Genomic DNA, 26,406 nt, shown 5'->3' with positions numbered 1-26,406 from the left:
AGGGCAGCAAATAAAGGGGAAGGTAATGAGTGATTTTTTCCAGAACGGCGTGATTACAACTTTTCATAACCTCACCGATCGACCGGTAGAGGAGCTGGAAAAGGATCTGGTAAGATTTTCCGCGAAGCGCAAGATGGCATTAATTCTGCCATCACTTTTTTCCGAACTGGAAGGACCCGCTCTGAGTAATATTGTCGATGAATTGGCAAAAGTGCCCTATCTTGAGGAAATTGTGATTGGTCTGGACAAGGCCGATCGCGACCAGTTCCTCTATGCCCGTGAGTTCTTTTCACGCCTGCCGCAGCGCCACCGGATTTTGTGGAACGATGGCCCGCGGTTAAAAGCGCTGGATGCCGAACTGGATAAAGAGGGTCTCTCCCCTACGCAGCCGGGCAAAGGTCGTAATGTCTGGTTCTGTACCGGCTATACCCTTGCGTCTGATAAATCCTCCTGCGTAGCATTGCATGACTGCGACATCGTGACCTACGAACGTGGCATGCTGGCCCGGCTGCTCTACCCGCTGGCCAATCCCTCGTTCCAGTATGAATTTTGCAAAGGGTTCTATGCGCGCGTGGCAGATAACAAGCTGAACGGCCGGGTTGGCCGGTTGCTGGTTGGGCCATTGCTTCGCTCGTTGCAGAAAGTGTACGGTCATTCGGAATATCTCGATTACCTCACCAGCTTCCGCTATCCCTTATCCGGAGAGTTCGCTATGCGCACTCACGTCCTGAATGGGATAAAAATACCGGGAGACTGGGGCCTGGAGATTGGTGTTCTTTCAGAGATCTACCGTAATTACACCACGCGACAGAGCTGCCAGGTCGAAATCGCCCACAACTATGACCACAAGCATCAGCCCCTTTCGGAAGAGGATGGTACCGGCGGACTTCGCAGGATGAGCAATGATATTGTTCAGTCGCTGCTGCGTAAGATGGCGACAATGGGGGTAAACCTGACCAGCGACTCTTTCCGCGTGTTGAAAGCAACCTATTACCGCAACGCGCTGGACATGATGGAATTTTACAGCCATGAGGCCGCGCTTAACGGTCTGAAATTTGATCAGCATGCGGAGGAAGCGGCGGTAGAGATGTTTACCCAGGCTATTCTGGAGGCGGGCGCCTCGTTTATTGAACGCCCGAACGAAAAGCCATTTATTCCCAGCTGGAGTCGTGTCCAGTCAGCTTTCCCTGACATTCTGCACCGTATTCATGAAGCGGTAGAAGAAGATAACAAAGGAAACGTTTAGTCTTCTCCGCTAACCCGATTACGTCCGGTTGTTTTTGCCTGATAAAGCCTGCTGTCGGCCACCGATTGCAGGCTTTCAAATTCATATACCTGCTGCTCCTCGCTGGAAGCCACTCCCATTGACACGGTGATGGTCAGCGTGCGCGCAGTGTCAATCAGTACCTCTTTACTGGCCAGCTTTTGCCTGACCCGTTCAGCAATTTCCATCGCCTCTTTCCGCCCCGTTTCTGGCAGCGCCAGGCAGAACTCCTCGCCCCCTATCCTTCCAGCCACATCTTTCGTGCGAATAGCCGACTGGATAGTTGCCGCTGCATGACTTAACACCAGATCGCCAGCCTGATGCCCCCAGGTGTCATTGACGGATTTGAAGCGGTCCAGATCCATCTGGATCACCGAAAAGGGAAGCTGCGCATGCTGGCAGTGATGGGCGAGCTGTTCAGCCTTTTCAAAAAAAGCCCCGCGGTTCAGCAACCGGGTCAGGCTGTCATAGTTGGCCCGCCAGCTTAAGGTATCCTGTAAAGCCAGCATGCGGTCAAACAGGCGGATAATCAGCTGGTGGGATAAAATCAGCACGCCCCCAAACAGCAGCCACATCACGATCAACACCATTGACGCCCGGCCAGTTTCCTCGGCGACGCCCTCCTTCAGGGTCTGAATATTGACCAGGATCCAGTGAAACTGCTGGCTGCGGGTCCAGATAACAAAACGTGAGCCAAAGCGCAGCGTGCCCTGTTTCCGGTCAGCCACCGCCGAAAGCATTTTCTTGCGCTCCTCCGGCGTAAAAGAGTGGCCGGGGAGCGGCAGCGGGTTGCTCTCCACCACCAGCTCCATATTCCTGTTAAAGATCATCACATTGCCGTTTATTCCTGGCGGCAGAGCCTGCTGGAGGTAAGCTTTAAGCCGCGCCAGCGAGAAATCCATGGCCAGAACGCCATACCAGTAACCCTCATAATCGAGAGGAATGCTGGTGGTGATCGCTTCTCCCTGATTATTGAGGCCATCATAGAATCCGGTCCAGAGCATTTTGCGCTCAGGATTAGCCTGCGGCGTCATGCGGGTGAAATAGGGGCGCGAAACCATGCGGGCGTAGCTTTCAAGGGTATTGACCCCCGTAGGGGAGGAATTCAGAAAAAAACCTCCGCGCGAGATGTACCACATGCGTGAATGAAAATTTCTGCGGGAGTCTTCTATTTGCAGCAGCCTGCTGATGCCAAGCGTCGCGGTCAGTTCATCCTGAAGTCGCGACGCGTCGTCGCGGTTCAGCAAATCATGCTGTTTCACCCATCTGTCGGCCACCCCTTTCACAGGAATGGCCTGCGGATTGCCAGGGGCAAGTTGCCAGACCTCGTGATCACGCTGCTGCTCAAACTGAGCCAGTAGCTGAGCGATCTCACTGTTCTTTACCGGGCTTTGCAGCGCCTGCCTCATCAGATTTCGGTAAAAGATTAACTCATCTGTACTGCGCTGACCAAAGCGCTCAAGGGTATTCGAGGTTGTTTGCAGCTGGTCCCGCTTTGTGATCTCATAATCTTCTTTCAGGATCACCGCTTCCCGCCACGTCAGCAGAGTTAAGAGAAGAAAGACCAGCAGGAAACAGCCATGGACTACCCTTTTGGGGGCAACGGACAAGGCGCGCAACAGAATCAAACAAGCTCTCCGGAGGGTAATAATCCATGCAGAAAGTGTAGAGGGGGGAGGAGGTTCCTGCCATCGACAGGATCAAGAGATGTGAAAGCAATTCAAGAGCAGGACAAAATAAACCGCTGTCCCGCTCTCAGTTATTAACCAGCAAGTTGTCTCTGGCCGGTGAGCAGAGGGGCAAGCTCTTCTTCTCTGAACGCTTCGCGCCGGACGCTGTAGCCGTCATACCAGCGACATTCAACCATGCCACTTGCAAAACCTGTCACCACCATCGCCGGACCACCGTTTTTAAGCTGTACTTCATCACTGACCATGATCATGACACACCTCACCATTTGGGTTAACAGACCCTACACAGGGAACTTCAGGTATAGCAGGCCAGGCCGGGCAATTCCGTTAATAAGTAGTAAAATTTATGTTAAATAATGATAAGTGTTTAATAGAAGAAGAAATAAAAAAGCGAGTGAAGATGATCACTCGCTCTTAAACAGGGAAAACTGGCGCTCTGGCGTCAGATTTTGCAACCTTCACAATCCGCTTCGTCGCCTGAGTCGACAGGCACTTCACTGGCCTTTTTTTCCGCGTTGGCTTCAGCCTGTTCCAGTTCGGCATCAATATCAAATTCAAAAATGTCGTCTTTCATTTTCACTCCAGAGTGCATAGCGTTAACAAGCTGCCTTTATACTTATTTACCGCGCATTTTGGCAATTAAATTTACCCCCAACAGCACAATTGCCCCCACAATCAGCCCCAGAACAAGGTTAGCCAGATTGTTGATCAGCGATGCCATCAGGCCGGAATAGTCTGCACTGTAATGGCTGATAAAGTGATGAATAGCCGGTACGCCATGGGCAATAATGCCGCCCCCCACCAGGAACATCGCAATGGTGCCCACCACGGTAAGGATTTTCATCATCCAGGGCGCCAGCGCCAGCAGCGCGCCACCAATACCTTTTGCCACCGATGAAGATTTTTCCTGCAACCACATACCGAGATCGTCAATTTTAACGATACAGGCCACGATGCCGTAAACGCCCACGGTGACCAGGATGGCAATGCCGGCGAGGATCAGCACCTGGTTCATCAGGGGCGCATCAGAGACGATCCCCAGCGTGATGGCCACAATTTCCGCAGAGAGAATAAAGTCAGTGCGTATCGCCCCTTTGATCTTTTTCTTTTCAAATTCAGCGGCATTTTGCTGTGCCAGGTTTTTTATACGCTTCTCTCTGGCTTCGGGACTTTGCTCCGCTTTGTCTTTATGCAGACTGTGCAGCACTTTCTCGAAGCCCTCATAGCAAAGGTAAGCACCGCCCACCATCAACAACGGGGTAATCGCCCAGGGCGCCCAGGCGCTAATCACCAGCGCCAGCGGGACCAGAATCAGCTTATTCAGAAATGAGCCTTTCGCTACCCCCCAGACTACCGGAAGTTCCCGATTCGCTTTTACCCCGCTTACCTGCTGAGCATTTAACGACAGGTCATCGCCCAATACACCTGCGGTCTTTTTTGCCGCAATTTTGCCCATCACGGAAATATCGTCCAGCAGTGTGGCAATGTCATCTAACAGTGTCAGTAAACTCGTTCCCGCCAAAATTCCGTTCCTTATGGTTGTTAATCGTGCTGGCAACAGGGACAAATCTGCACGTCGGTCACCACCATATCGGCAATGCCGTCGCAATCCCACTCAACGCGTACCTTCTGCCCTTCTGCTTCATGATGATGCAGGTATTTACTTACCGGGCTTTCGGTGAGGCCAGCTATCTCTTCAGTAGCAATCAGCTTTTCTCCGACATAAATACGTGCGGTAGCCTGGGTGTTAACCATGCGCTCGCCGCTGATTTTGTAGAGCCGTTTAACGGTGAGTTTGATACTGGCCATGATTTGCCCTGCGCAAAGATGTTAAAGAGTGTGATCTAACCAATTATGAACGAGGAGAGCAAATTGTGTGACCACAATCGTCCTCTTGTGAAAAAAAAAGCGTACTTTCATCTGGTTGAAACTTTTTTTTAGCGTTAACTTAACCCAACTTTTACATTCTGTGAGAAAAAACATGTTACGCCGTGCCCCTGCCCTGCTGCCCTTGTTGTCAGCGCTGTTTGCCCTCTATTTTATCTGGGGTTCGACCTACTTCGTTATCAAGCTTGGCGTTGAAAGCTGGCCGCCAATGATGCTGGCTGGCCTGCGTTTTCTGCTGGCTGGCACCGTGTTGATGGTCTTTCTGTTACTGCGCGGCGAACGGCTTCCCGGCTGGCGACCTGCGCTTAATGCAGCGCTGGTCGGCATCATGCTGCTGGCCGTTGGCAACGGTGCCGTTACCGTGGCTGAACATCAGAACGTTCCTTCCGGCATTGCGGCTGTAATGGTCGCTACCGTACCGCTGTTTGCTATGTGCTTCAGCACACTCTTCGGTATTCAGACGCGCTGGATTGAGTGGCTGGGGATCGCGGTCGGGCTGGTGGGGATTATCATGCTAAACAGCGGTGGCCATCTGGGCGGCAACCCCTGGGGAGCGGTGATGATCCTGGTGGGATCTCTCAGCTGGGCTTTTGGCTCTGTATGGGGTTCACGGATAACTTTGCCGCACGGCATGATGGCGGGGGCCATTGAGATGCTGACAGCCGGTGTGGTGCTGTTGATTGCCAGCACCCTGAGCGGCGAACATCTCACCTCCCGCCCTGGCTTACAGGGTTTACTGGCGCTGGCTTATCTGAGCCTGTTCGGCTCGGTGATTGCCATTAACGCCTACATGTATCTGATCCGTAACGTAACGCCAGCCATCGCCACCAGTTACGCCTACGTTAATCCGATCGTTGCCGTCTTGCTGGGCATTAGTTTTGGCGGGGAAAGTCTGACTTCCAGAGAGTGGCTGGCACTGGCGGTGATTATTCTGGCGGTGGTACTGGTGACGTTAGGTAAATACCTTTTCCCGGCAAAGCCCTCGGTAAAACCCTGCACGCTGGATAAGTAACAGCGCCAGGTAGCGGCAATGACAGGGTGCCTGACCTTTATCACCCTGTTAAACCAGGCTGACAGGTACCAGGTCAGAGGCGCGGCTCTTAAGATGCCTTAAGAATCTTCTTCCGATGAGATCGGCGCGCCAGCTTGCCTGATCCCCTGATAATCTATCTCTGCGTTCCCCGTGGAGGCACAGATCCACTCTTCCAGCCGACTGGAGAGGGCTTCCTCTTCCAGCCGTGTTTTACCCCGCAGCGCGCATTCCCATACCAGCAGGACTTTCCAGCCCGCCGCCGTAAGTTCGGCGATATAACGCTTATCACGGGCGACATTACTCTCAATTTTCCCCAGCCAGAAGGCGGTGCGGGTGGCGGGAACTTTAAACAGATGGCAATGATGCTTATGCCAGAAACAGCCGTGAACGAAAATAATCGCTTTATATTGCTCCAGAATAAAGTCAGGTCGGCCGGGCAGCGTTTTATCCTGCACGCGATAGCTAAGCCCCAGCTCCGTCAGCAGTTCAGCCAGCCGGGTTTCAATAGCGGTATCACGTGTACGGATAGCGCGCATGTTTTTACTACGGATTTCAGAAGAGTGGACGTCAGCCATCGTTATCATCCTTTATGCTTTGGCTAAGTATAGACAACGCTGCTGTAGGCTGGCTCTGTTTTCGTCAGCATCAGCATGCGCCGGGAGAGTTCTTCTTCCTGAGAACTCCCCCGCATATCAGGCCTAAGGTTCGCTGCGCGCTTTCACCGCTTTCGCAATCCACGGTTGCAGAAGTTTAGCCACTGCGGCAAAAGCCGGGACCACAACCGAGTTGCCAAACTGTCGGTAAGACTGGGTGTCCGAGACGGGAATGCGGAAGCGATACTCGCCGGGCGCTTCAAACCCCATCAGTCTGGCGCACTCTCTTGGCGTCAGGCGGCGTGGCCGTCGCTGCTGATTTTCCGCATGGTCAAAGTCAGCTTCGCCCAACTGGCGATCCCATCCACGATCGATCAGGATCTCAGATCCATCTTTGTAATAGCGCGCCGAAAGGGTGCGCACTACTCCCTTCTCTACCTCAGGATCTACCAGTCCGTAACCAAACCCATTGCCTTTCGCCTGGTGCTTTTTGGCATAGTTATAGAGGTACTTCCACAGCGTGGGGGTAAGAATATATTTTGCATCAACCTCTGGTTCCAGCAGCGCTTTCAGGGGTGTGCGCTGCTGCGGATAGAGGCTTGCCAGGGATTTAAGAGAGAACGTTGGCAGTTGCAGATCGCGGCGAAACCCGACCAGAACAATGCGCTCTCTGTGCTGTGGCAGGAAATATTTGCCATCAACAATCTTCGGGTCTGCCGCACCGCTGACGTCAGCATCTGCCACGTCATATCCCAGCTCATCCAGCGTATCCATAATGATGCGGAACGTTTTTCCCTTATCATGGCTTTTGAGGTTTTTGACGTTTTCCAGCACAAAAATCGCCGGTTTTTTGGCGGTGATGATGCGCGCAACATCAAAAAACAGCGTCCCCTGCGCTTCACACTCAAAGCCGTGCGCCCGACCAAGCGCATTTTTCTTCGATACGCCCGCCAGCGAGAAGGGCTGACAGGGGAAGCCCGCCAGCAGCACATCATGGTCAGGAACCTGCCGATCGATATGTTGATAAGCCTGTTCTTCACTGACTGCCGGATTAGCGCTCAGCGTGACATCGCGAATATCCTGATTGAAAGTATGCGTATCGGGGTTGCAGTACCAGTTGGCTTTATAGGTACGTACCGAATATTTATTCCATTCGCTGGTGAAAACGCACTCTCCGCCTATCGCCTCAAAGCCGCTACGAATTCCACCAATACCGGCAAACAGATCGATAAAACGAAAGGCGTAATGGGGATGATGAGCAGGCGGCTCGGGCAGCATCTTCCGCAATGCCTGATGTTCCGCTTCAGTCAGAGGCGTTACGCTACCGGCACCCTTCAGCCAGCGGTTAAGGGCTTCCCGCGTCCAGGGATGGTGACCGGCCTGCTGTAGCCTGGCCAGCACCCTTTTGTGGTCATAGACTTCCAGAATCTTTTTCACCAGTTGGCAGTCATCATTGTATTTCTGCACTGCCTGCTGGCCCGCCTGGCCTGCCGTCGGCAAAGCCATGCTCTCGAACTCGCTCATAATCACCCGACATCAAAAAGGAAACGCGGGCAGTTTATCACTTCGCGCTTACCATGCCAGGCCGAATGCGGGTTTGTCGCGTTTAACTTCCCCGCCTTTAATCTTCGCAGGCGTACTTCAGGATTGTTCACCCCGGCAAAAGCCCAGGTTATTCACGCAATTGTGCCGCAATGGCGGGGTCGTAGCGGCCATCAATCTGCACATACAGCATCCGGCAGTTCTGCTCTGTACGGTTCGACCAGGCATGATTAGTGCCCCGTTGTACCACTACACTGCCCGGCCTGAGCAATACCTCGGTATTATCAAGCACGATATAAATTTCACCCTCGATAACAATACAGTAATCAACCGCCTCACTGCGGTGCATCATTGGGTGCGGGGAATCAGCTTTAACGGTCAGCCCCTCGGTATAGTTAACCTGTTTAAACAGATCGGCAATGCGCGTCTCTTCCCGACCGAGGTAGGAGGCATCCGGGGGAAGATCAACGAAACGAATGCGGGTGCCATTAACCGGCGCATTGTGCATTACCGGGCCGAGGGTGGGATCGGGGCCGTTATCGACCGGTGCAGGCGTTGCCGCTGTTTCCCAGATTTCGTGGAAAATCAAACCCGGAATCGTTTCCATCTCTACAACTGAGGGCGGTGCCGACTCGCTGCAAACCATAGATTTTCCCTGGGAGTCATGCCCGGTAACAACGCGATGTATTGGTGGGAGTGCCATATAATTTTTTCCTTCACGATTCAGTGAAGCCTGTTTACTTCTTCTTTTTAGACTTTTTCAACAAAGCCCGGATCTGTTTCAGCTCGCTGGCATTCAGCTGCCCCAGCTCTGCTTCCTCACTGCTCTGACTATCCAAAGCTGAGGGCTGAGGAGGAGTGGTCAGACTCTCCTGCAAACGCTGGCAGACTTCCTGGCTTAACGAAATTTGATTTTCAAGGGCCAGCGATTTCAGCGTTTCTTTTAAGGCGAGATCGATCTTGATGGTGAGGCTTACAGTGTCGGTCATAGTTGATTCTCCTGAAAAATGTTCCAGCCAACCTAGCCTGTTTGGTGCAATTTAACTATCCGTTCATAAAAATTTAATATTTCTCTGAAATCGGGCTGAACTCCCGCAAGACCTCTTCATCCAGCGCGCAGAAATCCCCTTTCAGTTCAGCACATAGCTTAGCCATATAGGTCACCAGGAAACGCGCATTATGCTCGGCCAGACGCTTGCCCTCCGCGGTCTGCATCGTGGCAGGCAGCGTAAACAGTTTTTTCTGAAAATGGTCCAGCGCCCATTCGGTGTCGTTAAGCTGACGTTCGCGCGCCAGCGGATCGGCGCTGTCGAACAGCGAGCGGCCCAGGGCACCAGAGACATAAAACACCCGTGCCAGGCCAATAGCACCCAGGGATTCAAGCCGATCGGCATCCTGCACGATTTTCGCCTCGAGGGTTTCCGCCGTTACACCTGCACTAAAACTGTGGGCATGGACGGCATGGGCAACGGCTGCACGCTTTTCAGCCGGGAAATCGGGGAAGACCTCCAGCAAGATGCGCTGCGTTTCCACAGCCGCTTGCGCGGAAGCGAGATGACGTTCCGGATGGTTTTTGGGCAGGTTAACAATATCGTGGAAATAACAGCCGGAGAGCACAACCAGCTCATCAGCCTCGCTCCCTTCCATTATCCTTTGCGCTGTCTGCCAGACACGGCGCAAGTGGGCAACATCATGCGCTTTATCATCCTGAGGCCAGGTTTCATGTAGCCAGCTTTCAAAACGCATTTGCCAGTTAATAAGCGACATAGACTTCTCCTTATTGTTTGGACTTATCGGGATGTCAGTGGATTGAGGGCCTTCCACTGGGGCGCTATCCGGATGAAACCTTTGATCAAAATGCGATCCTCATCATGTTTATAACTTTAATTTTAACTAATTCACAACATTTTCCCCGTTTTCAGCCTTTTGCTATAGAAAAATTTGTGATTATTTTTCGGACAAATGGTTAAACAGAGATAATGAACGCGGTGAAATTAACTTTCAGCTTTTTTAGCCGGATTAAGATAGAATTGCCGACACCCGGTAATCGCTTACCTGACTGCTTTTCAGCCTGTTAAAGGCAGCTGGCTTCAGGCCTGTCACTGTAAGAGATTGTAAAGGCAACATATGTCAAATTTGTTAAGCCGCTACTATTCAGGGTATATTTATCGTTGAGGGCCGGAAAGGTCCCCCCACTATTTTGGCAGTAAAATCGAGCCTTACCGGGCCGTAAGATCTACAAGCACAGCTTATGATTAACTAAAATTTTGACGCACATCTTTTTTTTCAGATTAACGTTCAGATTAATCTGTATTGTCTTTTTAGCGTTGCTGTGATTAGCAGTTTCACATGTAAGTAACAGAGGTCAAACCATGAAAGAACGCCCGATTTTGTTTAGCGATCAACGGGTGCGAGCGCTACTCTCAGGCCAACAGAGCCAAACTCGGCGCATTATGAAGTCACAACTCTTTGGTCCCGGACAGGACAACCATGAGGGGTGCTATGGTATTGATGTGTTGAATAATCACCTACAGGGCAACCGCGTGGTGGGAATGGAAAACTTAAGTTACCATTGCCCTTACGGTCAGCCTGGCGATAAATTGTGGGTAAGAGAAACCTGGCGCGGTCCCGTTATCGCTCCGGATCAGATGGCGGAATACCAGCGCTCACCCGCGCAATTTAAAACGCCTCAGTTCTGTCAGTATCGCTCCGATACCAGCCAGTTCTCTACGGCAGAAGATGAAAACGAACAGTTTGGCTGGCAGGCCGGTATTCATATGCCGCGTTGGGCAAGCCGCATCGACCTGCTGGTGAAAGGGATCCGGGTGGAGAAAATTCAGGATATCAGCGACGACGATGTGATTGCAGAAGGCGTGCAGACTGACTCCCATTTTCTGAATAACTTCTTTACCATGCACAGTGAAGCCGTCTCTTCCAAGGATGCTTATCGTAAGCAGTGGGCGCTTCAGTATGGCGGCACCAGTTGGGAAGTGAATCCCTGGGTCTGGGTCATTGAATTCGAGCGCATCTGAAGTTTGCCGGGCACTTTATGTGCCTGGTCACAGACAGCGGCAGTATTAACTGATTGAATAGGCTTCTTAAAGCTGGCGCGCCTCCACTTTACTCCTTCCGCTTGCGCACTGCTGCCAGAAGCAGCAGTTGCGCAATGCTGCGCGCTACGGCATGGTAACGTTCTCTTCAGCGAACAGGGTTGCATGATGATCAAATGGCCGTGGAAAACCGAAGAAGATGCCCGTGAAAGCTTTCCCTGGCAGCAGGCCATGGCGATTCCTCTGCTGGGTGCCCTTTCAGAAGCGGAGCAGCGTTCTCTGATACACCTTGCAACCCGTTTTTTGCAGCAAAAACGGCTGGTCCCCTTGCAGGATTTTGAACTGGATGACCTGAAGCGTTGCCGGCTGGCGTTAATTTTCTGCCTGCCTGTGCTGAATCTTGGCTATGAGTGGCTCGATGGCTTTCATGAAGTGCTGCTCTACCCCACTCCCTTTATGGTGGACGATGAGTGGCAGGATGAGTTTGGCCTGGTCCACCATGAGCGTATGGTGCATTCAGGCCAGAGCTGGCTGCAAGGCCCCGTGGTGCTGAACTGGCTGGATGTGCAGGACTCTTTTGATCTTTCCGGCTATAACCTGATCGTGCATGAAGTGGCCCATAAACTCGACAGCCGTGGCAGCGGCCATACTAACGGCATTCCCTCTGTTTCGTTGCGGGATGTGGCTGGTTGGGAACAGGATCTGCTGATGGCGATGCAGAATATTCAGGATGAGATAGATGCCGTAGGTGAGAATGCCGCGAGCATTGATGCCTATGCCGCCAGCGATGCCGCCGAGTGTTTTGCCGTGCTGTCAGAATACTTTTTCACGGCTCCCCAGATCCTGCTGGAGCGCTTCCCTGCCCTCTATGCCCGCTTTACGCATTTTTATCGTCAGGATCCTGCCCGGCGTGAGGCCAGTGCGAACCGGCTGCCGGGCAGCGGGATTGTTCACTAAAACAACGGGTTGATTCAAACGTAGCCAGTTGAAAGCTAGCGTGTTTTTTGCTGTTGACAGCACTGGGCAGCATCGCTATTATGCGCCCCATCGAAACCGATTCCTCTGTAGTTCAGTCGGTAGAACGGCGGACTGTTAATCCGTATGTCACTGGTTCGAGTCCAGTCAGAGGAGCCATATTAAAGAAAGCAGACGTCCACAGGCGTCTGCTTTTTTGCTTTCAGACTGTAGTCACTCCTCCTCTTCTCCACTGATTTGACTACATCGCCCTGTCTCCCCCGATTTCATTGTGATTTCAATCGGTTCATGCGTTCTGTGCGGCGACAATGTAACCTCTTCTGAATGACAGATACATGATGACTGTTCCTGCGCTGACGAGATTAAGAAAACGGCCAGCCAGAAATAATCTTCCAGCTGGCCGGGATCTACTTATCGAATGATTACTCAGGTATGCGTAAAACCTGACCGGCAACGATTTTATCCGGACTGCTCAATGTCTCTTTATTGGCTTCAAAGATTTTCATATATTCAGCAGGATCATTGTAAAATTGTTTAGCTATTGCGCTTAATGTGTCACCCGATTTAACGGTATAAACCCGGCCGTCAGCAGGATCCGTTTTTTTATCATCCTCAACATTATTACCTACAGAATGTAACAACTCATCCCCAATATTTTTAATATTATCCAGAATGCTCATAATTAACCCTCTGTTGTTTTTGTTACGTTTACTTTGTTTAATTGCCAGACAGGCACTGCGTGGCGTACGATACACCTGCTTTTAATCCGTGAATTAAATAAATAGTAAACAGCATCGTTATAAAAAAGAGGAAGGTACCAGATGGGTATATTGTCATGGGTGATATTTGGTTTGCTTGCGGGTGTTATTGCCAGATGTATTATGCCCGGCAAGGAACATATGGGAATTATTATGACCATCATTCTTGGCATCATCGGCGCCCTGATTGGTGGTGTCGTCAGCACAGCCCTGGGTTTTGGTAAGATTAACGGTTTCAATATTTACAGCATTGCCATTGCTACCGCAGGGTCAATTGTTGTCCTGTTTGTGATTCATAAAATCAGAGCATGTAAAAAAGCCTGAAAAGATTAATTTTAAAGGGTAATAGTATGAGTTTGCTGGAAAAAGTATTGGGGATGTGCGGTCTTAACGATCAAATCAGTCAGGAGATCAAAGGCGTGCTGGAGTGGGTTGAGCAGCAAGGAGGCGTTCATGCTATCGTGGAGCATCTCCAGAGTGGTGAGTTTAGTGAAGTGGTTAACTCATGGCTGGGCGATGAAAAGAATGTTGCCCTCAGTAAGGATATTGTGGAGAGAATGTTTAACTCAGCCTCAATTCAACAATTAGCCAACGGGATGGGCATCAATACAAATGATGCGCTGGAACTGCTGGTAAAATATTTGCCTCAACTGGTTGATAAGGCCTCTCCTGCTGGCACAGTTGATAAACAAGCAGACCTCGCCTCTATTGTGAGCCAATTAGTACACTAAGCCTGAATTAATCAAAAGATAAAAGCCTGCTCTGTACAAGGCTTTTATCTTTTAAAACTAACGGATAATATTAAGATAATATTCCAGATGCTGTAACTCAGCTTTATCTGTGTTAAAACATTCTTCCAGCGAACCAGGTAAGCATTACGCTGGCGATTACAGGGTTATATCCAGACCCCATCAAAATAGCATGAGCGGATTTCAATTCTGTTTCACGATATTGTTGTGAGGAAGTGAATAGAGGCACTCAGAATCAAGGTAGCGTAAATCATAACCATTATTTACACTCAGCCCCAATATTCCTGGCTGCGCAGATCCAGAACCTGGAAGCATCAACGATTATCCCACCGCCCTGCCACTCTCTGTTCTGTCATATCCAGCGCCAGTTCGCGCTGCGGCATACAGCATAGCTTCCGGGCAGCACCTTACCTGTGGCGAGAGCCTGTAACCCTTCTCTATATTGCACGGCATTGCATGCTGAAAAATATGTAACTCTGCCCAATTTCATAAATTAGCTTTTCCGCCAGTTCGCCGTTGTTCACCCAGGCGATACGCCGCAGACTTGCCCGATTTCGCCATACGCGAATCGGGAAAGCCTGCTTTGTCCGGTTACTGCCGGATACGGTCACCGCCAGATGTATGGGTGACCAGCGGCGGAATCAGTTTCAAAGGATAACCTTTCTCTTACGTTCTTTGCGCCAGCTTAAATCACCGCCACGCCGCCCGTAACCGCAACCGTAGCGCCAGAGATATAGCTTGCCTCATCGCTTGCCAGCATCACATAGGCGGGTGCCACTTCCGCAGGTTGACCCATTCGTTGCAGGGGAACCTCTTCACCAAAGCTTTCCACCTTTTCCGGCGGCATGGTCGACGGGATCAGCGGGGTCCAGATAGGGCCGGGTGCCACAGCGTTGGCGCGGATCCCTTTTTCAGCCAACAGCGCAGCCAGGCTGCCAGAGAAGTTAACAATCGCCGCTTTCGTGGCTGAATAAGCAATCAGTAAAGGCTTCGGCTGGTCAGCATTCACCGAGGCAGTATTGATAATCGAGCCGCCGGAGGGCATATGCGGCACCGCCGCCTTACAGATATGGAACATGGCGTAAAGGTTGGTTTTCATGGTGCGATCAAACTCATCATCGCTGATCTCATCCAGCGAATGGCGCGTCATCTGATACGCCGCGTTATTGACCACGATATCGATTTTGCCAAAACGTTCAGCCGTCTGCGCCACAATGCTGCGGCAGTGATCGGCGTCGGTCACGTCGCCTGCAATCAGCAGCGCCTTCTGACCCGCTTCCTCAACCAGCTGCGCTGTATCTTTGGCATCTTCATGCTCATCCAGATAGGAGATCACCACGTCTGCCCCTTCACGGGCATAGGCGATAGCAACGGCACGACCAATCCCGGAATCGCCGCCGGTAATCAGTGCTGTTTTCCCTTTCAGGCGGCCAGATCCTTTGTAGCTGGTTTCCCCGTGATCGGGCTTCGGCTGCATTTGCAGAAAACTGCCGGGCCAGGTTTGCTGTTGCGCCTGCTGCGGATGTTGTGGACGGTCTGTCATACGCTGTCTCCTTTATACAATGCTGTCACGCCAGACTAAGTCAGGCGTTTTGACTGGGAAAAGAGCCGAATCATTATCAGCTGCGTAGAAATAAGTGTAGCAGCCGCCATAAAAGCGCAAGGTAATCAGCCTGAGTCTCCTTTTCAGCAAGGCGTTTTATAATGTGCCTGTTCACTGCCTGAATAAAAATTCACACTCTAAGCTCGATGAAATCGTCACAATCAGAATAAAGTGGCACGGTAGCGTGGCGGGGCATGGCATACCAGAAAGTGCATCGAAAATACCATTTTAACCTGCTGATTACGCTGAGATTACTGGCATTATCCTGAAAATGGCCTCCCCCTGATTTTCCGCAGGGAAACTTATGCCATACTCATTGCTTCTGTACAGGTTCAATGCACCCTGTCTCCCTCCGATAACGAGAATCCCCATGAGCAATTTCCTCAGCCCTGCCGCAGCTTACCTGAACCGACGCAATGAACTGCTGGCGGAGCGCTCTGTGGTGCAGTCCCCAGCGGTTATCCAGACAATCAATAAAGCGCTGCTGGCCAGCGAGATCGCTATGGCAACGTTTCACGATCTTGAAGCGCTTAAAACGTTGCAGCAGCGCAAAGCCCGCCTGATTGAGTGGCATGAACCAGAAAGCCTACAGGAGCTGCAATCCTTTGAGCTGGCGAGTAATAAGCTGGCGTTTAGTGATGAAAAAGATGAACAGATTTATTTGCAGTATCATCACGAGTTTGCGCGCCTTGCGGCCTCTTTCTCCTGGCAACATGCCAGCCTGGAGATGGTGCAAAACGACCTCTTTTCCACCACCTTCACTCTGTGGCTGGAGACGTTAGAAGAGCTGTTTTCAACCCCTGGCAGAAAACAGCTTTTTATTCGTATCGAAAAAATCCTGGCCTTCTCTATCGGCAAGATCCCCCTGCTGGGTGACGCTATCGACCTCTACCGCATGTTACTGGCCGTGATGACCTCCAGTCAGGAGAAAGCCACCAGCAGCGATGACTATTTTCAAACGCTGGAGAGCTATACCGAAGCGGCTAACCTTTGCAGTAAAGGTATTTTGATTTTCTGCTTCACCACTGAAGCTATTCTTCGTGGACGTGCGTTGCCTGGAGAAGCCTTACTGACTGAGAAAATCAAGGGCCATTACGACAGTGTGATTGATGGCACCCATCCCTACTTCTGACCTCATTTTTGCCGGCAATCCGATCCCTCACTGACTCGCTTCCCTCCGAAGCCGCAGATTTTCTGTGGTAATATGGTGGAAGTTAACCCTGTAAAGGGTCCCTGAGACGATGGATTAATCAATTGCTATGCCCGCTACTGCCAAAAGAAAAAACGACCCGGAAGGGTTGAAGAAACGCATCCTTGCCGGTGCGCTTGCGGTGTTTGCTGAGTTTGGCCTACAGGGCGCACGGATGGAGCAGATTGCCGACCATGCGCAAACCACCAAACGCATGGTGGTTTATCACTTCAGCAATAAAGAAAATCTTTACGTTGAGGTGCTGGAACAGGTTTATCAGGCTATCCGTCAGCATGAAACCGGGCTTAATCTGGCAGAGATGCCGCCGGTGATTGCCATGGCGCGTCTGGCTGAAGCCAGCTTTGACTATCACATTTCGCATCCCGACTTTATGCGCCTGGTCTGTAGCGAAAACCTGATGCGTGGCCGCTATATCAGTCAGTCAACCCGCATCAAAACGTTGAACCAAAGTGCGCTCGATGTGCTGGCGGATATTCTTCACCGTGGCAAAGAGTCAGGGGTTTTTGACGCTAAAGCTGAGACGGTAGACGTCCACCGCCTGATCAGCAGTATCTGCACGCACAATGTTGCTAATCGTTATACCTTTCACACCCTGTTTGGCGGTGATGAAAACGAGCAGCAAAGTCTCGCCCGTAACCGCCAGCTGGTTGTAGACGCTACGCTACGCTACCTGCGTCCGGTCTGATGCCGTAATTTGTACAGCCCATTAACACCTTGTACAACTTTTTACGCCCCGGAAGCTTTTGTTCTGGGGCGATTCATCTATGCTTAGGGCTAACTACAGAAGCTCAACTCTGCGCTTTCCCCCCTTTTTTGAATTGTTATTGTCCTTTTGGAAGGAGTCGTCGATGACGCGTGAAAATACCGGATACCCCATTCGTGAAACCAGGACTGATGCCGATGGCAAAGTGTGGAACTGGGCGCAAAATGCCACCCTGGGGGACAAAAATGCGGTGAGCGCGCCGGAAACGGAAGCCGAGCTACAGGCTCTGGTTGCTTCCAGTCAGGGTAAAATCCGCATGATGGGCAGTAAAATGTCTCCGGGCCGGATGATAGAACTGGCAGAACGAGGCGATACGTTGCTCGATATGAGCCGCCTGCGTGGGCTGCTGGCGATAACGGATGATAGCGCCACCTTTGCTGGCGGTACGCCTCTTCACGAAGTGTATGAAATTCTTTCGGGTGTCGGCAGAATGCTGCCAGCTTCACCCGGTGTTATCGCCTCTCAGTCGCTGGCCGGTGCGCTGGCGACCGGCACCCACGGTCAGGGTTTACAGCAAAGCTCCATTGCCGATGAGGCGTTAAGCATCCGAATGGTGCTGGCAGATGGCAGTATTAAAGAGTTCGACCGTGACCACCGCTGGTTTGCTGCGGTGCAGCTGGGCCTGGGATCGCTGGGCGTGGTCACTCAGGTCACGCTGCGTACGCAACCTTCGCTGATCTATACCTGCTTTAAAACTGCCGTCACCGCCGATACGCTTGAACAGGATCTGATTGACTGGAACACCAACTATGCGCTGAGTAAGGCCTGGTGGTTCCCTGATGAGAATCAGGTTCATGTCTGGGCGGCCAGGGAAGCGACGCCTGAAGAAGAGGAGCGCTACCACGATAACAATGACGAGCTGGTTAAGCAGGAAGAGACCAGCGACGCGATGAACCAGACCATAGAGCAAACTCTGGAGCATATGCGCAGCGACACCAAAATCGTGGACGAGGAGGGAAAACCTTTCCGTACCGTCACGCGGTTCAAAGACTTTTCAGATGTGACTGGCGATGTGTATCAGGTATTCTGCCGCGGGATTGCCACGCCGCAAATTAATGTTGAGATTGGTATCCCCCTGTCACGTGTTGGTGAGGTGATTGCTAAAATTAAAGCCTGGCATGCCGATACTCAACCTCACATGCACTATCCCATTATTCTGCGCTGCACGGGTGCCTCTTCTTCCTGGCTTAGCCCGTCATATGGCGAGGAAACCTGCTACTTTGGTTTTGTTGTTTACTATGCCGAAGACGGCACGCTCTCTGAAGAGGGAGTCAACTTCTTGCGTGCAGTGGAAGAGGTGCTGGTGGCGGAAGGCGGCAGGCCGCACTGGGGTAAATATTTTGAAGCGCCGCTCTATGACTGGGCAGCGCTCTATCCTCACTGGGGCGATTTTGCCGAAGTGCGTGCGGCGCTCGATCCCCAGCATAAATTTGACAATGCATTTACGGCCGCATTATTTGACTGATTATAAAGGAGATTGCCAATGAAGGCATGGGCCACCCTGCTGACGCAGCCGAACTATCTGCCCGGCGTACAGACACTTAAAAAATCATTAACCCGTGTGGGCAGCGACTGGCCGCTGGTGGTAATGGTAACGGAAAATATTGATAAAGCCGCGCGCCAGACGCTGGAAGCGGAAGGCTGCCTGCTGCGCGACGTGCAGCCCATTAGCCCGGACAGCAACCTACAGCATAACTACGCCAATGCCCGCTTTTCAGAAGTCTGGACCAAACTTGCCGTCTGGAAGCTGACTGAATTTGAACGCATTGTGTTTCTGGATGCCGATATGCTGGTTACGCAGAACATGGATGAGCTGTTTGAACTGGCGCTTGCAGAAGATGAAATTGCCGCCTGCCATGCCTGCCGCTGTAATCCCAATAAGATCCCGAGCTATCCCAAAAGCTGGCGGCCAGAGAACTGCTTTTACAGCTACTGCCGCGGTGTGGAACACACTCAGGAGCTGGAGGAAGTGGACAACTATCTGAACGGTGGTTTTCTGGTTCTGAGGCCGGACCAGGCTCTGTTTGAAGAGATGGTACAGCAGCTGGCTGAGCTGGACGATCTCTCACGCTATCTGTTTGCCGAGCAGGACTTCCTGAACGACTTCTTCCACCAGCGCTGGAAACCGCTGCCCTACATCTACAATGCGCTGAAGACGCTGCCTTTCCAGCATGCCGCGATGTGGGATCTTGATGAGGTGAAGAACATTCATTTCATTATCGATAAGCCCTGGGAGAAGGCGCTGGATAAGAACGACAGATACTACGCACTGAACAAAATGTGGTGGGATATAGCAAAATAACAGTCAGGCCCCTGTTGCGCCAGGAGCCGGACTGTCAGTCGCTCTGCCCAAATGTTGGCGACAAAGCCAACATTTGGGGATTAATGCGTTTATCGCCGCCGTCAGCGCCTGGTGATTACCGCCACACCCTGTATAACCTCCGGATGCCCGCTTACCCTGGCGCCTTGTTACTCTGACGGAAGCGCTGTTTTCTTCCTGTAGCGCGTTACTTTGCCGGAGCGGTTTTGCGCAGCACTTCAAGACAATGCTTTAACTCTTTATCAAGTGGCGCTTCAACCCGCATGACTTCGCCAGTAGCAGGATGAGTAAACTTCAGGGCAGCAGCATGCAGGAACAGTCTTTTCAGACCGGTGCCTGAAAGTTGTGCATCAAAATCCCTCTCGCCGTAACGATCGTCAAACGCAATCGGATGGCCCGCATGCAGCGTATGCACACGTATCTGGTGCGTGCGCCCGGTAATCGGGCTGGCTTTCACCAGGGTGGCCTGGGCGTAGCGCTCTTCCACTTTAAAACGCGTTTCTGAAGGCTTACCTTCACTGTTAACCCGCACAATTCGCTCGCCGCTCTGAAGAATATTCTTCAGCAAAGGGGCCTGAACCGCTTTGATATGTGAAGGCCACTGCCCACGTACCAGCGCCAGATAATCTTTCTGCATCCCCTTTTCTCTCAGCTGTTCATGCAGCGAGCGCAGGGCCGAGCGCTTTTTAGCCACCAGCAGAATGCCGGAGGTATCACGGTCAAGACGGTGAACAAGCTCAAGGAAGCGCGCTTCCGGACGAAGTGCACGAAGCCCCTCAATCACGCCGAAGCTTAACCCGCTTCCGCCATGTACGGCGGTGCCAGAGGGCTTATTCATCACCAGAATATGCTCATCTTCAAACAGAATGGCATGGGCTAACGCCGCCACTTTATCAAGCTTGGGTGAAACCGCCTCGTCATCACGCTCCGCCACGCGAACCGGTGGAATACGCACTTCGTCGCCGGGTTCAAGCTTATATTCCGGCTTGATGCGACCTTTATTCACGCGCACTTCACCCTTACGCAAAATGCGATAAATCATGCTTTTTGGCACCCCTTTCAGCTGGGTGCGTAAAAAGTTATCGATGCGCTGTCCTGCCTCATCGGCAGAAATCGTCACCATTCGGACTACAGGAGTATTGGTTTTCATGGTTCGCGATTCTAAATAGAGCGCCAGGATAGCGCCACCTCTTTTTCTGTGCTTAACTGACAGTGACTCGATTGCGTGATGATTAATGTCCAGTTTTTGGCCAATTTGAAGAAATGCGATGCAAATCGCCTTAAAAGGGGCAATAAACTTCACAGAGCAACCAAAGTCACCTTGCTATCACAAGGTTAGCAATGGAATAATGAAACTGTTTTTCCACGCTTAACACTTGTGAAACATGGATAAAACGTAATAAGAAATTTTGCCGGATAGCCCATACACGCAGCAATGGCGTAAGACGTATTGTGAAATCAGGCACTTAGCGGGCTGCGGGTTGCAGCCTGGACGACAAGACGGGATTGGTTCACTCAGGTTTACACTGGCGGTTCCCCCTTTTTTAAAAGCGCTGTTTTTCCAAATGAAAAACAGGCTACCGAGATTTTGCGCCCCTTAGCAGGCCACAACCGTGAGGTTGACGTCTTTGCGATGAGACTCGGGGCCATCGGTTATTCGCGTCCAGCGTTACTATTGCCCGTAGCTTTGTCACTAATGTAAGAATAATGAGTAAGTTACGATGAAAAGAATGTTGATAAACGCGACTCAGCAGGAGGAGTTGCGTGTCGCCCTTGTGGATGGACAGCGCCTGTACGACCTGGACATTGAAAGCCCTGGACACGAACAGAAAAAAGCCAACATCTATAAAGGCAAGATCACCCGCATTGAACCCAGTCTTGAAGCAGCCTTTGTGGATTATGGTGCTGAAAGACATGGCTTCCTCCCCCTGAAAGAAATCTCCCGCGAATACTTTCCCAGCAACTATTCCAACCACGGTCGCCCGAATATCAAGGACGTACTGCGTGAAGGACAGGAAGTTATCGTTCAGATTGATAAAGAAGAGCGTGGCAATAAAGGCGCAGCCTTAACCACCTTTATCAGCCTGGCGGGCAGCTATCTGGTGCTGATGCCGAACAATCCTCGTGCTGGCGGTATCTCCCGTCGTATCGAAGGTGATGACCGTACTGAGCTGAAAGAAGCGCTCTCCGCACTTGAGTTGCCGGAAGGTATGGGTCTGATCGTTCGTACCGCAGGCGTGGGTAAATCTGCCGAAGCGTTGCAGTGGGATCTCAGCTTCCGTATGAAGCACTGGGAAGCGATTAAGAAAGCCGCCGAGAGCCGCCCTGCTCCGTTCCTGATCCATCAGGAGAGCAACGTCATTGTTCGCGCCTTCCGCGATTACCTGCGTCAGGATATCGGTGAGATCCTTATCGATAACCCGAAAGTTCTGGAGCTGGCGCGTCAGCACATCGCTGCGCTGGGTCGTCCCGATTTCAGCAGTAAAATCAAGCTTTACACCGGCGAAATCCCGCTTTTCAGCCATTATCAAATCGAATCGCAGATTGAATCCGCTTTCCAGCGTGAAGTTCGTCTGCCTTCCGGCGGCTCGATTGTTATCGACACCACCGAAGCGCTGACCGCGATTGATATCAACTCCGCACGGGCAACGCGCGGTGGCGATATCGAAGAAACAGCTTTCAATACCAACCTTGAAGCGGCCGATGAAATTGCCCGTCAGCTGCGCCTGCGCGACCTCGGCGGCCTGATTGTTATCGACTTTATCGATATGACGCCGGTACGCCACCAGCGTGCGGTGGAAAATCGTCTGCGTGAAGCGGTTCGTCAGGATCGTGCGCGTATTCAGATCAGCCATATCTCACGTTTTGGCCTGCTGGAGATGTCCCGTCAGCGCCTCAGCCCTTCTCTTGGCGAGTCCAGCCATCACGTTTGCCCACGCTGTAGCGGTACCGGCACTATCCGTGATAATGAATCGCTCTCGCTCTCTATTCTGCGTCTGATTGAAGAAGAAGCGCTGAAAGAGAACACCAAAGAAGTTCACGCTATTGTTCCGGTACAGGTTGCCTCTTACCTGCTGAACGAAAAACGTGAAGCGGTAAGCGCAATTGAAAAACGCCAGGGTGGCGTGCGGGCAATCATCGTACCAAACGATCAGATGCAGACCCCACACTACTCTGTGCTGCGCGTGCGCAGCGGCGAAGAGACGCAAACCCTGAGCTACCATCTGCCGAAGCTGCATGAAGCGGAAATGGCGCTGCCTTCTGAAGAAGAGCACGCCGAGCGCAAACGTCCTGAGCAACCCGCTCTGGCCGCGTTTGTGATGCCTGATGCCCCGCCAGCTCCGCAGGAATCTGCCCCTGTTGCCGCCCCTGCTGAAGCTGCTGCGCCTGCCGCTGCGCCTGCACAGGCTCCGGCTGCCGCAGAACCTGGTCTGGTGAGCCGCTTCTTCCGTGGTCTGAAGAAAATGTTTGCCGGTGAAGAGAAGCCAGCAGCACAGCCTCAGCCTGCCGTGGTGGAAGAAGAAGAAAAAGCCCCTGAAGCAGCTGCGCCTCGTGGCGAGCGTCGCAATAACCGTCGTCAGAATAACCGTCGCGACCGTAATAACGGCGAACGTGGTGAACGCTATGGCGATCGCAGCGAACGTAATGCCGATCGTGGTGCTGAGCGTAATGACCGTAACGGCGAACGTAACGATCGCAACGGCGACCGCAACGGCGAACGTAACGACCGTAACGGCGAACGTAACAACGACCGCAGTGCAGAGCGTGGCGATCGTCAGGAGCGCGGTGCACGCAATGACCGTAACCCGCGTAGCGATCGTAATCCAAACCGCAATGAGCGCATGACTCGTGACCGCGATCCTGCTGCGGAGAGCCGTGAAGAAGACCGCCGTAACAAGCGTAACAATGCTGTTACCCCTGAAGTACGCGATGATCTCCAGCCTGCTGCTGAAGAGATCCAGCAGCAGCCGCGTCGTGAGCGTCAGCCACGTCGTCGTCAGGATGAAAAGCGTCCGCCTGCTCAGGAAGAGAAAGTTGTTGATATCGCGCCAGTAGTGGAAGAAGCGATTGAAAGTGATGAGCATGTGCAGGTGATGCCACGTCGCAAGCCGCGCCAGCTCAGCCAGAAAGTGCGTATCGAAACGGCTGAGCAAACGGCTGCCCGCTCCTTTGCTCCGGCAGAAGAGACAGCACCGGTTCAGGAACAGTCTGCTGAATTGCCAACCGCCGATGCACACAGTGAAGCGGAAGAAGGCGAAGATCGTGACAACAACAGCATGCCACGTCGCTCTCGTCGTTCACCTCGTCATCTGCGCGTAAGCGGACAACGCCGTCGTCGCTACCGTGATGAGCGTTACCCTAACCAGTCGCCGATGCCGCTGACCTTTGCGGCTGCCTCGCCGGAAATGGCCTCAGGTAAAGTGTGGATCACCTATCCGGTTGCCCAGGCAACAGATGAGCACGAGCATGAGCAATCCGTGGTGCCTGAGTATGGCCATCAGGATACGGCTGATGCAGTTGCCGTTGCGGCCGCCGCCTCTGCTGCTGAAGTTGCAGATGAAGCTCAACCGGTTCACCACGCCGAACCACAGCCGGAAAACAGCCCGGCAGTGACGGTGGTCAATACCGATGAAACAGCTGCAATCGAAACGCCGGTAAATCAGGAGCCTGCCGTGGTCTCTGCTGCCGATGAGCCTGTCGCCGATGCGGTTGCTCAGCAAGCCGTGCCAGCTAAAGAGAGTCAGCCTGCTGTTGAAGCGGTGAATGAAGTTGAAGAGATTGTGGCACAAGCTAAGCAGGCAGACGACCAGCGCCAGGCAGAAGAAGCGAGCCATCAGGCTGCTGATGCTGCTGCTGACGTCAGCCCGTCAACGGAACAGCAGGTAGAAGAAGTTCTCTCTGCACCTGTTGCAGTAGCCGAACCTGTCGTGACTTCCGAGCCACATGCACCGGTTCCAGCCCGTGATGAGCCTGTTGAGGCATCAGCTTCAGCTGACAAGGAGCCTGCTGCACCAGCACCGGCTGCTCAGCCTGCCGCGACTGAAGCTGCACCAGCACCGGTTGCTCAGCCTGCCGCGACCGAAGCTGCATCAGCACCGGCTGCTCAGCCTGCCGCGACCGAAGCTGCACCAGCACCGGCTGCCCAGCCTGCTGTGACTGAAGCTGCACCAGCACCGGTTGCTCAGCCTGCCGCGACCGAAGCTGCATCAGCACCGGTTGCTCAGCCTGCTGTGACTGAAGCTGCGCCAGCACCAGTTGCCCAGCCTGCCGCGACCGAAGCTGCACCAGCACCGGTTGCTCAGCCAGCTGCTCCTGTAGCCGCTTCTCACGCAGAGCCGCTCTATAAGCATCACGCCACTGCTCCAATGACTAAAGCGCCTGCGCCGGCTTACCAGCCAGAACCAGCACGCCAGAGTGATTGGGTACGTCCTGCCTTCGACTTTGAAGGCCAGGGTTCAGCAGGCGGTCACGCTGCTACCCATCAGGCTACTGCTCCGGCTACCCGCCCGGAATAAGCCAGCCCTGACTGAAAAAGCCCTGGTCTCAGACCGGGGCTTTTTTTATCCGCACAAGGTTATGCCTTTCCGCCCCAGCCTCTCCTGCCGCCCCTCCCTCTCCTGCCTCTCCTGCCACTCCTCCCTCTCTTGCCTCTCCTGCCTCTCCTGCCTTGCCCAGGCTTTACCTTCTTAGATTCTCAGCCCGCCTGCCTTCGCTCTGCACCCGATTATTTACCTCTCGTAACCCCAACGATCGGCCTCCCCACTGTTGCAAGCTGGTAGAGAAGTCTGGTTGAGGGTGCTTTTGCAGGATCGACAGGGACATCCCCTCGCCTCTTTGATGTCAGGGCAGAAGGTTAAAGAAGATATGAAGGAGATATAAAAAAGGAAGAGAGCATGATGTGAGGACAAAAAAAACCCGCTATCAGAAGGTTAATGCTGATAGCGGGAGAAACTGAACGCACCCGGTTTAAGCGCGCCCAAAAGTAGTAAACCTTTAAGAATTCATTTTGAACAGAGACATGCCGGACATATCGCTGAAGACCTGGTAAGAAGCCTGAAGCGCTGCCTGCTGCATGGTGTAGGTCGAAATGGCGCTGGTGTAATCTACATCCACCAGGTTACTCATTTGCGTAGCCTGGTTCAGCTTGGTGTCGTCCCCTTTAGAGTCGAGGTTATCCAGCTCTGTAAGCTGAGTTCCCAGCTCTGAACGAACTTTCAGCACGTTGTTAAGCGAATTTTTCAGACCACGGTTGGTTTTATCCAGCGCAGCAGACTGCACATCTCTCGCCGCATCATCCGCATCTGCAACCGGCGTATTCAGCGATTTGATGGCGGTGTTGAGCGTAGCGAAGATATTGCTTTCACTGGCGCTGCCATCCGGCTCTGCCGTTGGATTGCTGGTCAGCGCCATAAAGACCTGGCTGCCGGTGTGGTTGGTCGTCATGGTACGGTTGGAATCCACTTTCTGCGAAATTGGCGTATCCCCTCCGACATAACTCACATCGCCATTGGCATCCTTAACAAAGGGTGACGTATCCGTTTTATAACCCGCAAACATATAGCGACCGTTGCCATCGGTGGTGTTAGCCAGGTTCAGCAACTGGTCACGAATACCGGTTAACTGCTGCGCATAAGAGGCACGGTCATCATCAGATAAGGTACCGTTCGCGGCAGCGACCACAATCGTCTGCGCCTGCTGAACGACGCTGGTCACCTGTTGCAGGTTGGTCTCTTCCTGCGAAATATTATTGGTAGCAAACCCGCGTGCTGCGGCGTACTGGCTGGTTTGCGCCTGAGCCTGAGAAAGCACCACCGCCTGCGCGGCTGCGACAGGATCATCCGAAGGTTTAACCACGCGTTTGCCGGAAGAGAGTTGCTCACCGGCATTCAGCCAGGTTGCCTGGGAATTTGAGATCCCACGCATCTGCTGATCGTAGATTTGAGCGGTACTGAGACGCATTGTGGATT

Annotated in this window: 24 protein-coding genes, 1 tRNA gene and 1 pseudogene; 12 read left to right on the top strand and 14 right to left on the bottom strand. The window is 52.5% G+C overall.

Annotated elements, in window-relative coordinates; translation table 11 throughout:
* Nucleotides 1-25 precede the first annotated feature (25 nt).
* Nucleotides 26-1,246 (top strand): glycosyltransferase family protein, encoded by a 1,221-nt coding sequence (locus AAH450_RS11445; protein WP_318790683.1) that lies wholly within the window; start codon nucleotides 26-28, stop codon nucleotides 1,244-1,246.
* Here the strand turns inward: AAH450_RS11445 and dgcQ are convergent.
* The 5 genes from dgcQ to AAH450_RS11420 all read right to left on the bottom strand — a co-directional run bounded on the left by dgcQ (nucleotide 1,243) and on the right by AAH450_RS11420 (nucleotide 4,764).
* A complete protein-coding gene (dgcQ, locus tag AAH450_RS11440) occupies nucleotides 1,243-2,892 on the bottom strand; it encodes a cellulose biosynthesis regulator diguanylate cyclase DgcQ (protein ID WP_342910308.1) in 1,650 nt (549 codons plus the stop codon). The two genes, AAH450_RS11445 and dgcQ, sit on opposite strands and share 4 nt — an antisense overlap.
* 134 nt (nucleotides 2,893-3,026) lie before the next feature.
* Entirely contained in the window at nucleotides 3,027-3,206 is a 180-nt protein-coding gene (locus tag AAH450_RS11435; RefSeq protein ID WP_342910307.1) for a YodC family protein, read from the bottom strand.
* A 191-nt stretch (nucleotides 3,207-3,397) separates the two neighbouring features.
* On the bottom strand, nucleotides 3,398-3,529 hold the full coding sequence (locus tag AAH450_RS11430) for a hypothetical protein (protein WP_342910306.1): 132 nt from the start codon (nucleotides 3,527-3,529) through the stop codon (nucleotides 3,398-3,400).
* A gap of 42 nt (nucleotides 3,530-3,571) precedes the next feature.
* A complete protein-coding gene (locus AAH450_RS11425) occupies nucleotides 3,572-4,477 on the bottom strand; it encodes a DUF808 domain-containing protein (RefSeq protein ID WP_342910305.1) in 906 nt (301 codons plus the stop codon).
* A gap of 20 nt (nucleotides 4,478-4,497) precedes the next feature.
* Entirely contained in the window at nucleotides 4,498-4,764 is a 267-nt protein-coding gene (locus tag AAH450_RS11420) for a hypothetical protein (protein WP_342910304.1), read from the bottom strand.
* A gap of 172 nt (nucleotides 4,765-4,936) precedes the next feature.
* On the opposite strand from AAH450_RS11420, the gene yedA reads away from it, so the two are divergent.
* On the top strand, nucleotides 4,937-5,854 hold the full coding sequence (gene yedA, locus AAH450_RS11415; RefSeq protein ID WP_342910303.1) for a drug/metabolite exporter YedA: 918 nt from the start codon (nucleotides 4,937-4,939) through the stop codon (nucleotides 5,852-5,854).
* Nucleotides 5,855-5,952: 98 nt separating this feature from the next.
* Here the strand turns inward: yedA and AAH450_RS11410 are convergent, their stop codons facing one another.
* The 5 genes from AAH450_RS11410 to AAH450_RS11390 all read right to left on the bottom strand — a co-directional run bounded on the left by AAH450_RS11410 (nucleotide 5,953) and on the right by AAH450_RS11390 (nucleotide 9,777).
* Nucleotides 5,953-6,450, bottom strand: a complete 498-nt coding sequence (locus AAH450_RS11410; protein ID WP_342910302.1) for a very short patch repair endonuclease — start codon at nucleotides 6,448-6,450, stop codon at nucleotides 5,953-5,955.
* A 123-nt stretch (nucleotides 6,451-6,573) separates the two neighbouring features.
* Entirely contained in the window at nucleotides 6,574-7,992 is a 1,419-nt protein-coding gene (locus AAH450_RS11405) for a DNA cytosine methyltransferase (RefSeq protein WP_342910301.1), read from the bottom strand.
* A gap of 148 nt (nucleotides 7,993-8,140) precedes the next feature.
* Nucleotides 8,141-8,713, bottom strand: coding sequence for a cupin domain-containing protein (locus AAH450_RS11400; protein ID WP_342910300.1), 573 nt, complete (start codon nucleotides 8,711-8,713; stop codon nucleotides 8,141-8,143).
* 34 nt (nucleotides 8,714-8,747) lie between these two features.
* On the bottom strand, nucleotides 8,748-8,999 hold the full coding sequence (locus tag AAH450_RS11395) for a hypothetical protein (RefSeq protein WP_342910299.1): 252 nt from the start codon (nucleotides 8,997-8,999) through the stop codon (nucleotides 8,748-8,750).
* A 73-nt stretch (nucleotides 9,000-9,072) separates the two neighbouring features.
* Nucleotides 9,073-9,777, bottom strand: a complete 705-nt coding sequence (locus AAH450_RS11390) for a phosphohydrolase (RefSeq protein WP_342910298.1) — start codon at nucleotides 9,775-9,777, stop codon at nucleotides 9,073-9,075.
* 605 nt (nucleotides 9,778-10,382) lie between these two features.
* Between AAH450_RS11390 and AAH450_RS11385 the strand changes: the two genes are divergently transcribed.
* From AAH450_RS11385 to AAH450_RS11375, 3 genes are all read left to right on the top strand, one after another.
* Nucleotides 10,383-11,042, top strand: coding sequence for a hypothetical protein (locus AAH450_RS11385; protein ID WP_318790672.1), 660 nt, complete (start codon nucleotides 10,383-10,385; stop codon nucleotides 11,040-11,042).
* A gap of 186 nt (nucleotides 11,043-11,228) precedes the next feature.
* Nucleotides 11,229-12,017, top strand: a complete 789-nt coding sequence (gene mtfA, locus AAH450_RS11380) for a DgsA anti-repressor MtfA (RefSeq protein ID WP_342910397.1) — start codon at nucleotides 11,229-11,231, stop codon at nucleotides 12,015-12,017.
* 101 nt (nucleotides 12,018-12,118) lie between these two features.
* Nucleotides 12,119-12,194: transfer RNA gene (locus AAH450_RS11375), tRNA-Asn, on the top strand.
* 263 nt (nucleotides 12,195-12,457) lie between these two features.
* Here the strand turns inward: AAH450_RS11375 and AAH450_RS11370 are convergent.
* Nucleotides 12,458-12,682: pseudogene (locus tag AAH450_RS11370) on the bottom strand (LysM peptidoglycan-binding domain-containing protein); the annotation flags it as partial.
* 174 nt (nucleotides 12,683-12,856) lie between these two features.
* Here AAH450_RS11370 and AAH450_RS11365 point away from each other — a divergent pair.
* Both AAH450_RS11365 and AAH450_RS11360 read left to right on the top strand, forming a co-directional pair.
* On the top strand, nucleotides 12,857-13,117 hold the full coding sequence (locus AAH450_RS11365; protein ID WP_342910297.1) for a GlsB/YeaQ/YmgE family stress response membrane protein: 261 nt from the start codon (nucleotides 12,857-12,859) through the stop codon (nucleotides 13,115-13,117).
* 26 nt (nucleotides 13,118-13,143) lie between these two features.
* Nucleotides 13,144-13,524 carry a YidB family protein gene (locus tag AAH450_RS11360; RefSeq protein WP_342910296.1) on the top strand — a complete coding sequence of 127 codons (381 nt, stop codon included), beginning with the start codon at nucleotides 13,144-13,146 and terminating at the stop codon, nucleotides 13,522-13,524.
* A 703-nt stretch (nucleotides 13,525-14,227) separates the two neighbouring features.
* On the opposite strand, the gene AAH450_RS11355 is transcribed toward AAH450_RS11360, so the two are convergent.
* A complete protein-coding gene (locus tag AAH450_RS11355; protein WP_342910295.1) occupies nucleotides 14,228-15,085 on the bottom strand; it encodes an SDR family oxidoreductase in 858 nt (285 codons plus the stop codon).
* A gap of 430 nt (nucleotides 15,086-15,515) precedes the next feature.
* Here AAH450_RS11355 and AAH450_RS11350 point away from each other — a divergent pair, with 430 nt between their 5' ends.
* From AAH450_RS11350 to AAH450_RS11335, 4 genes are all read left to right on the top strand, one after another.
* Complete coding sequence (locus tag AAH450_RS11350; RefSeq protein ID WP_342910294.1) at nucleotides 15,516-16,277, top strand: hypothetical protein; 762 nt, start codon at nucleotides 15,516-15,518, stop codon at nucleotides 16,275-16,277.
* Nucleotides 16,278-16,404: 127 nt separating this feature from the next.
* Nucleotides 16,405-17,040 carry a TetR/AcrR family transcriptional regulator gene (locus AAH450_RS11345; RefSeq protein WP_342910293.1) on the top strand — a complete coding sequence of 212 codons (636 nt, stop codon included), beginning with the start codon at nucleotides 16,405-16,407 and terminating at the stop codon, nucleotides 17,038-17,040.
* Between the two features lie 163 nt (nucleotides 17,041-17,203).
* Nucleotides 17,204-18,583: a D-arabinono-1,4-lactone oxidase gene (locus tag AAH450_RS11340; protein ID WP_342910292.1), complete on the top strand. Its 1,380-nt coding sequence runs from the start codon at nucleotides 17,204-17,206 to the stop codon at nucleotides 18,581-18,583.
* 18 nt (nucleotides 18,584-18,601) lie between these two features.
* Complete coding sequence (locus AAH450_RS11335) at nucleotides 18,602-19,420, top strand: glycosyltransferase family 8 protein (RefSeq protein ID WP_342910291.1); 819 nt, start codon at nucleotides 18,602-18,604, stop codon at nucleotides 19,418-19,420.
* A 205-nt stretch (nucleotides 19,421-19,625) separates the two neighbouring features.
* Here the strand turns inward: AAH450_RS11335 and rluC are convergent, their stop codons facing one another.
* Complete coding sequence (gene rluC, locus AAH450_RS11330; RefSeq protein WP_342910290.1) at nucleotides 19,626-20,588, bottom strand: 23S rRNA pseudouridine(955/2504/2580) synthase RluC; 963 nt, start codon at nucleotides 20,586-20,588, stop codon at nucleotides 19,626-19,628.
* A 571-nt stretch (nucleotides 20,589-21,159) separates the two neighbouring features.
* Between rluC and rne the strand changes: the two genes are divergently transcribed.
* Nucleotides 21,160-24,954: a ribonuclease E gene (gene rne / locus AAH450_RS11325; protein WP_342910289.1), complete on the top strand. Its 3,795-nt coding sequence runs from the start codon at nucleotides 21,160-21,162 to the stop codon at nucleotides 24,952-24,954.
* A 478-nt stretch (nucleotides 24,955-25,432) separates the two neighbouring features.
* On the opposite strand, the gene flgL is transcribed toward rne, so the two are convergent.
* A complete protein-coding gene (flgL, locus tag AAH450_RS11320; RefSeq protein WP_342910288.1) occupies nucleotides 25,433-26,398 on the bottom strand; it encodes a flagellar hook-associated protein FlgL in 966 nt (321 codons plus the stop codon).
* Nucleotides 26,399-26,406: the final 8 nt, after the last annotated feature.

The sequence above is a fragment of the Erwinia magellanica genome, assembly GCF_039023495.1.
GTDB lineage: Bacteria > Pseudomonadota > Gammaproteobacteria > Enterobacterales > Enterobacteriaceae > Erwinia.
Note: the sequence above shows the minus strand (reverse complement) of the source record. Positions and strands in the feature narration are given on the sequence as shown.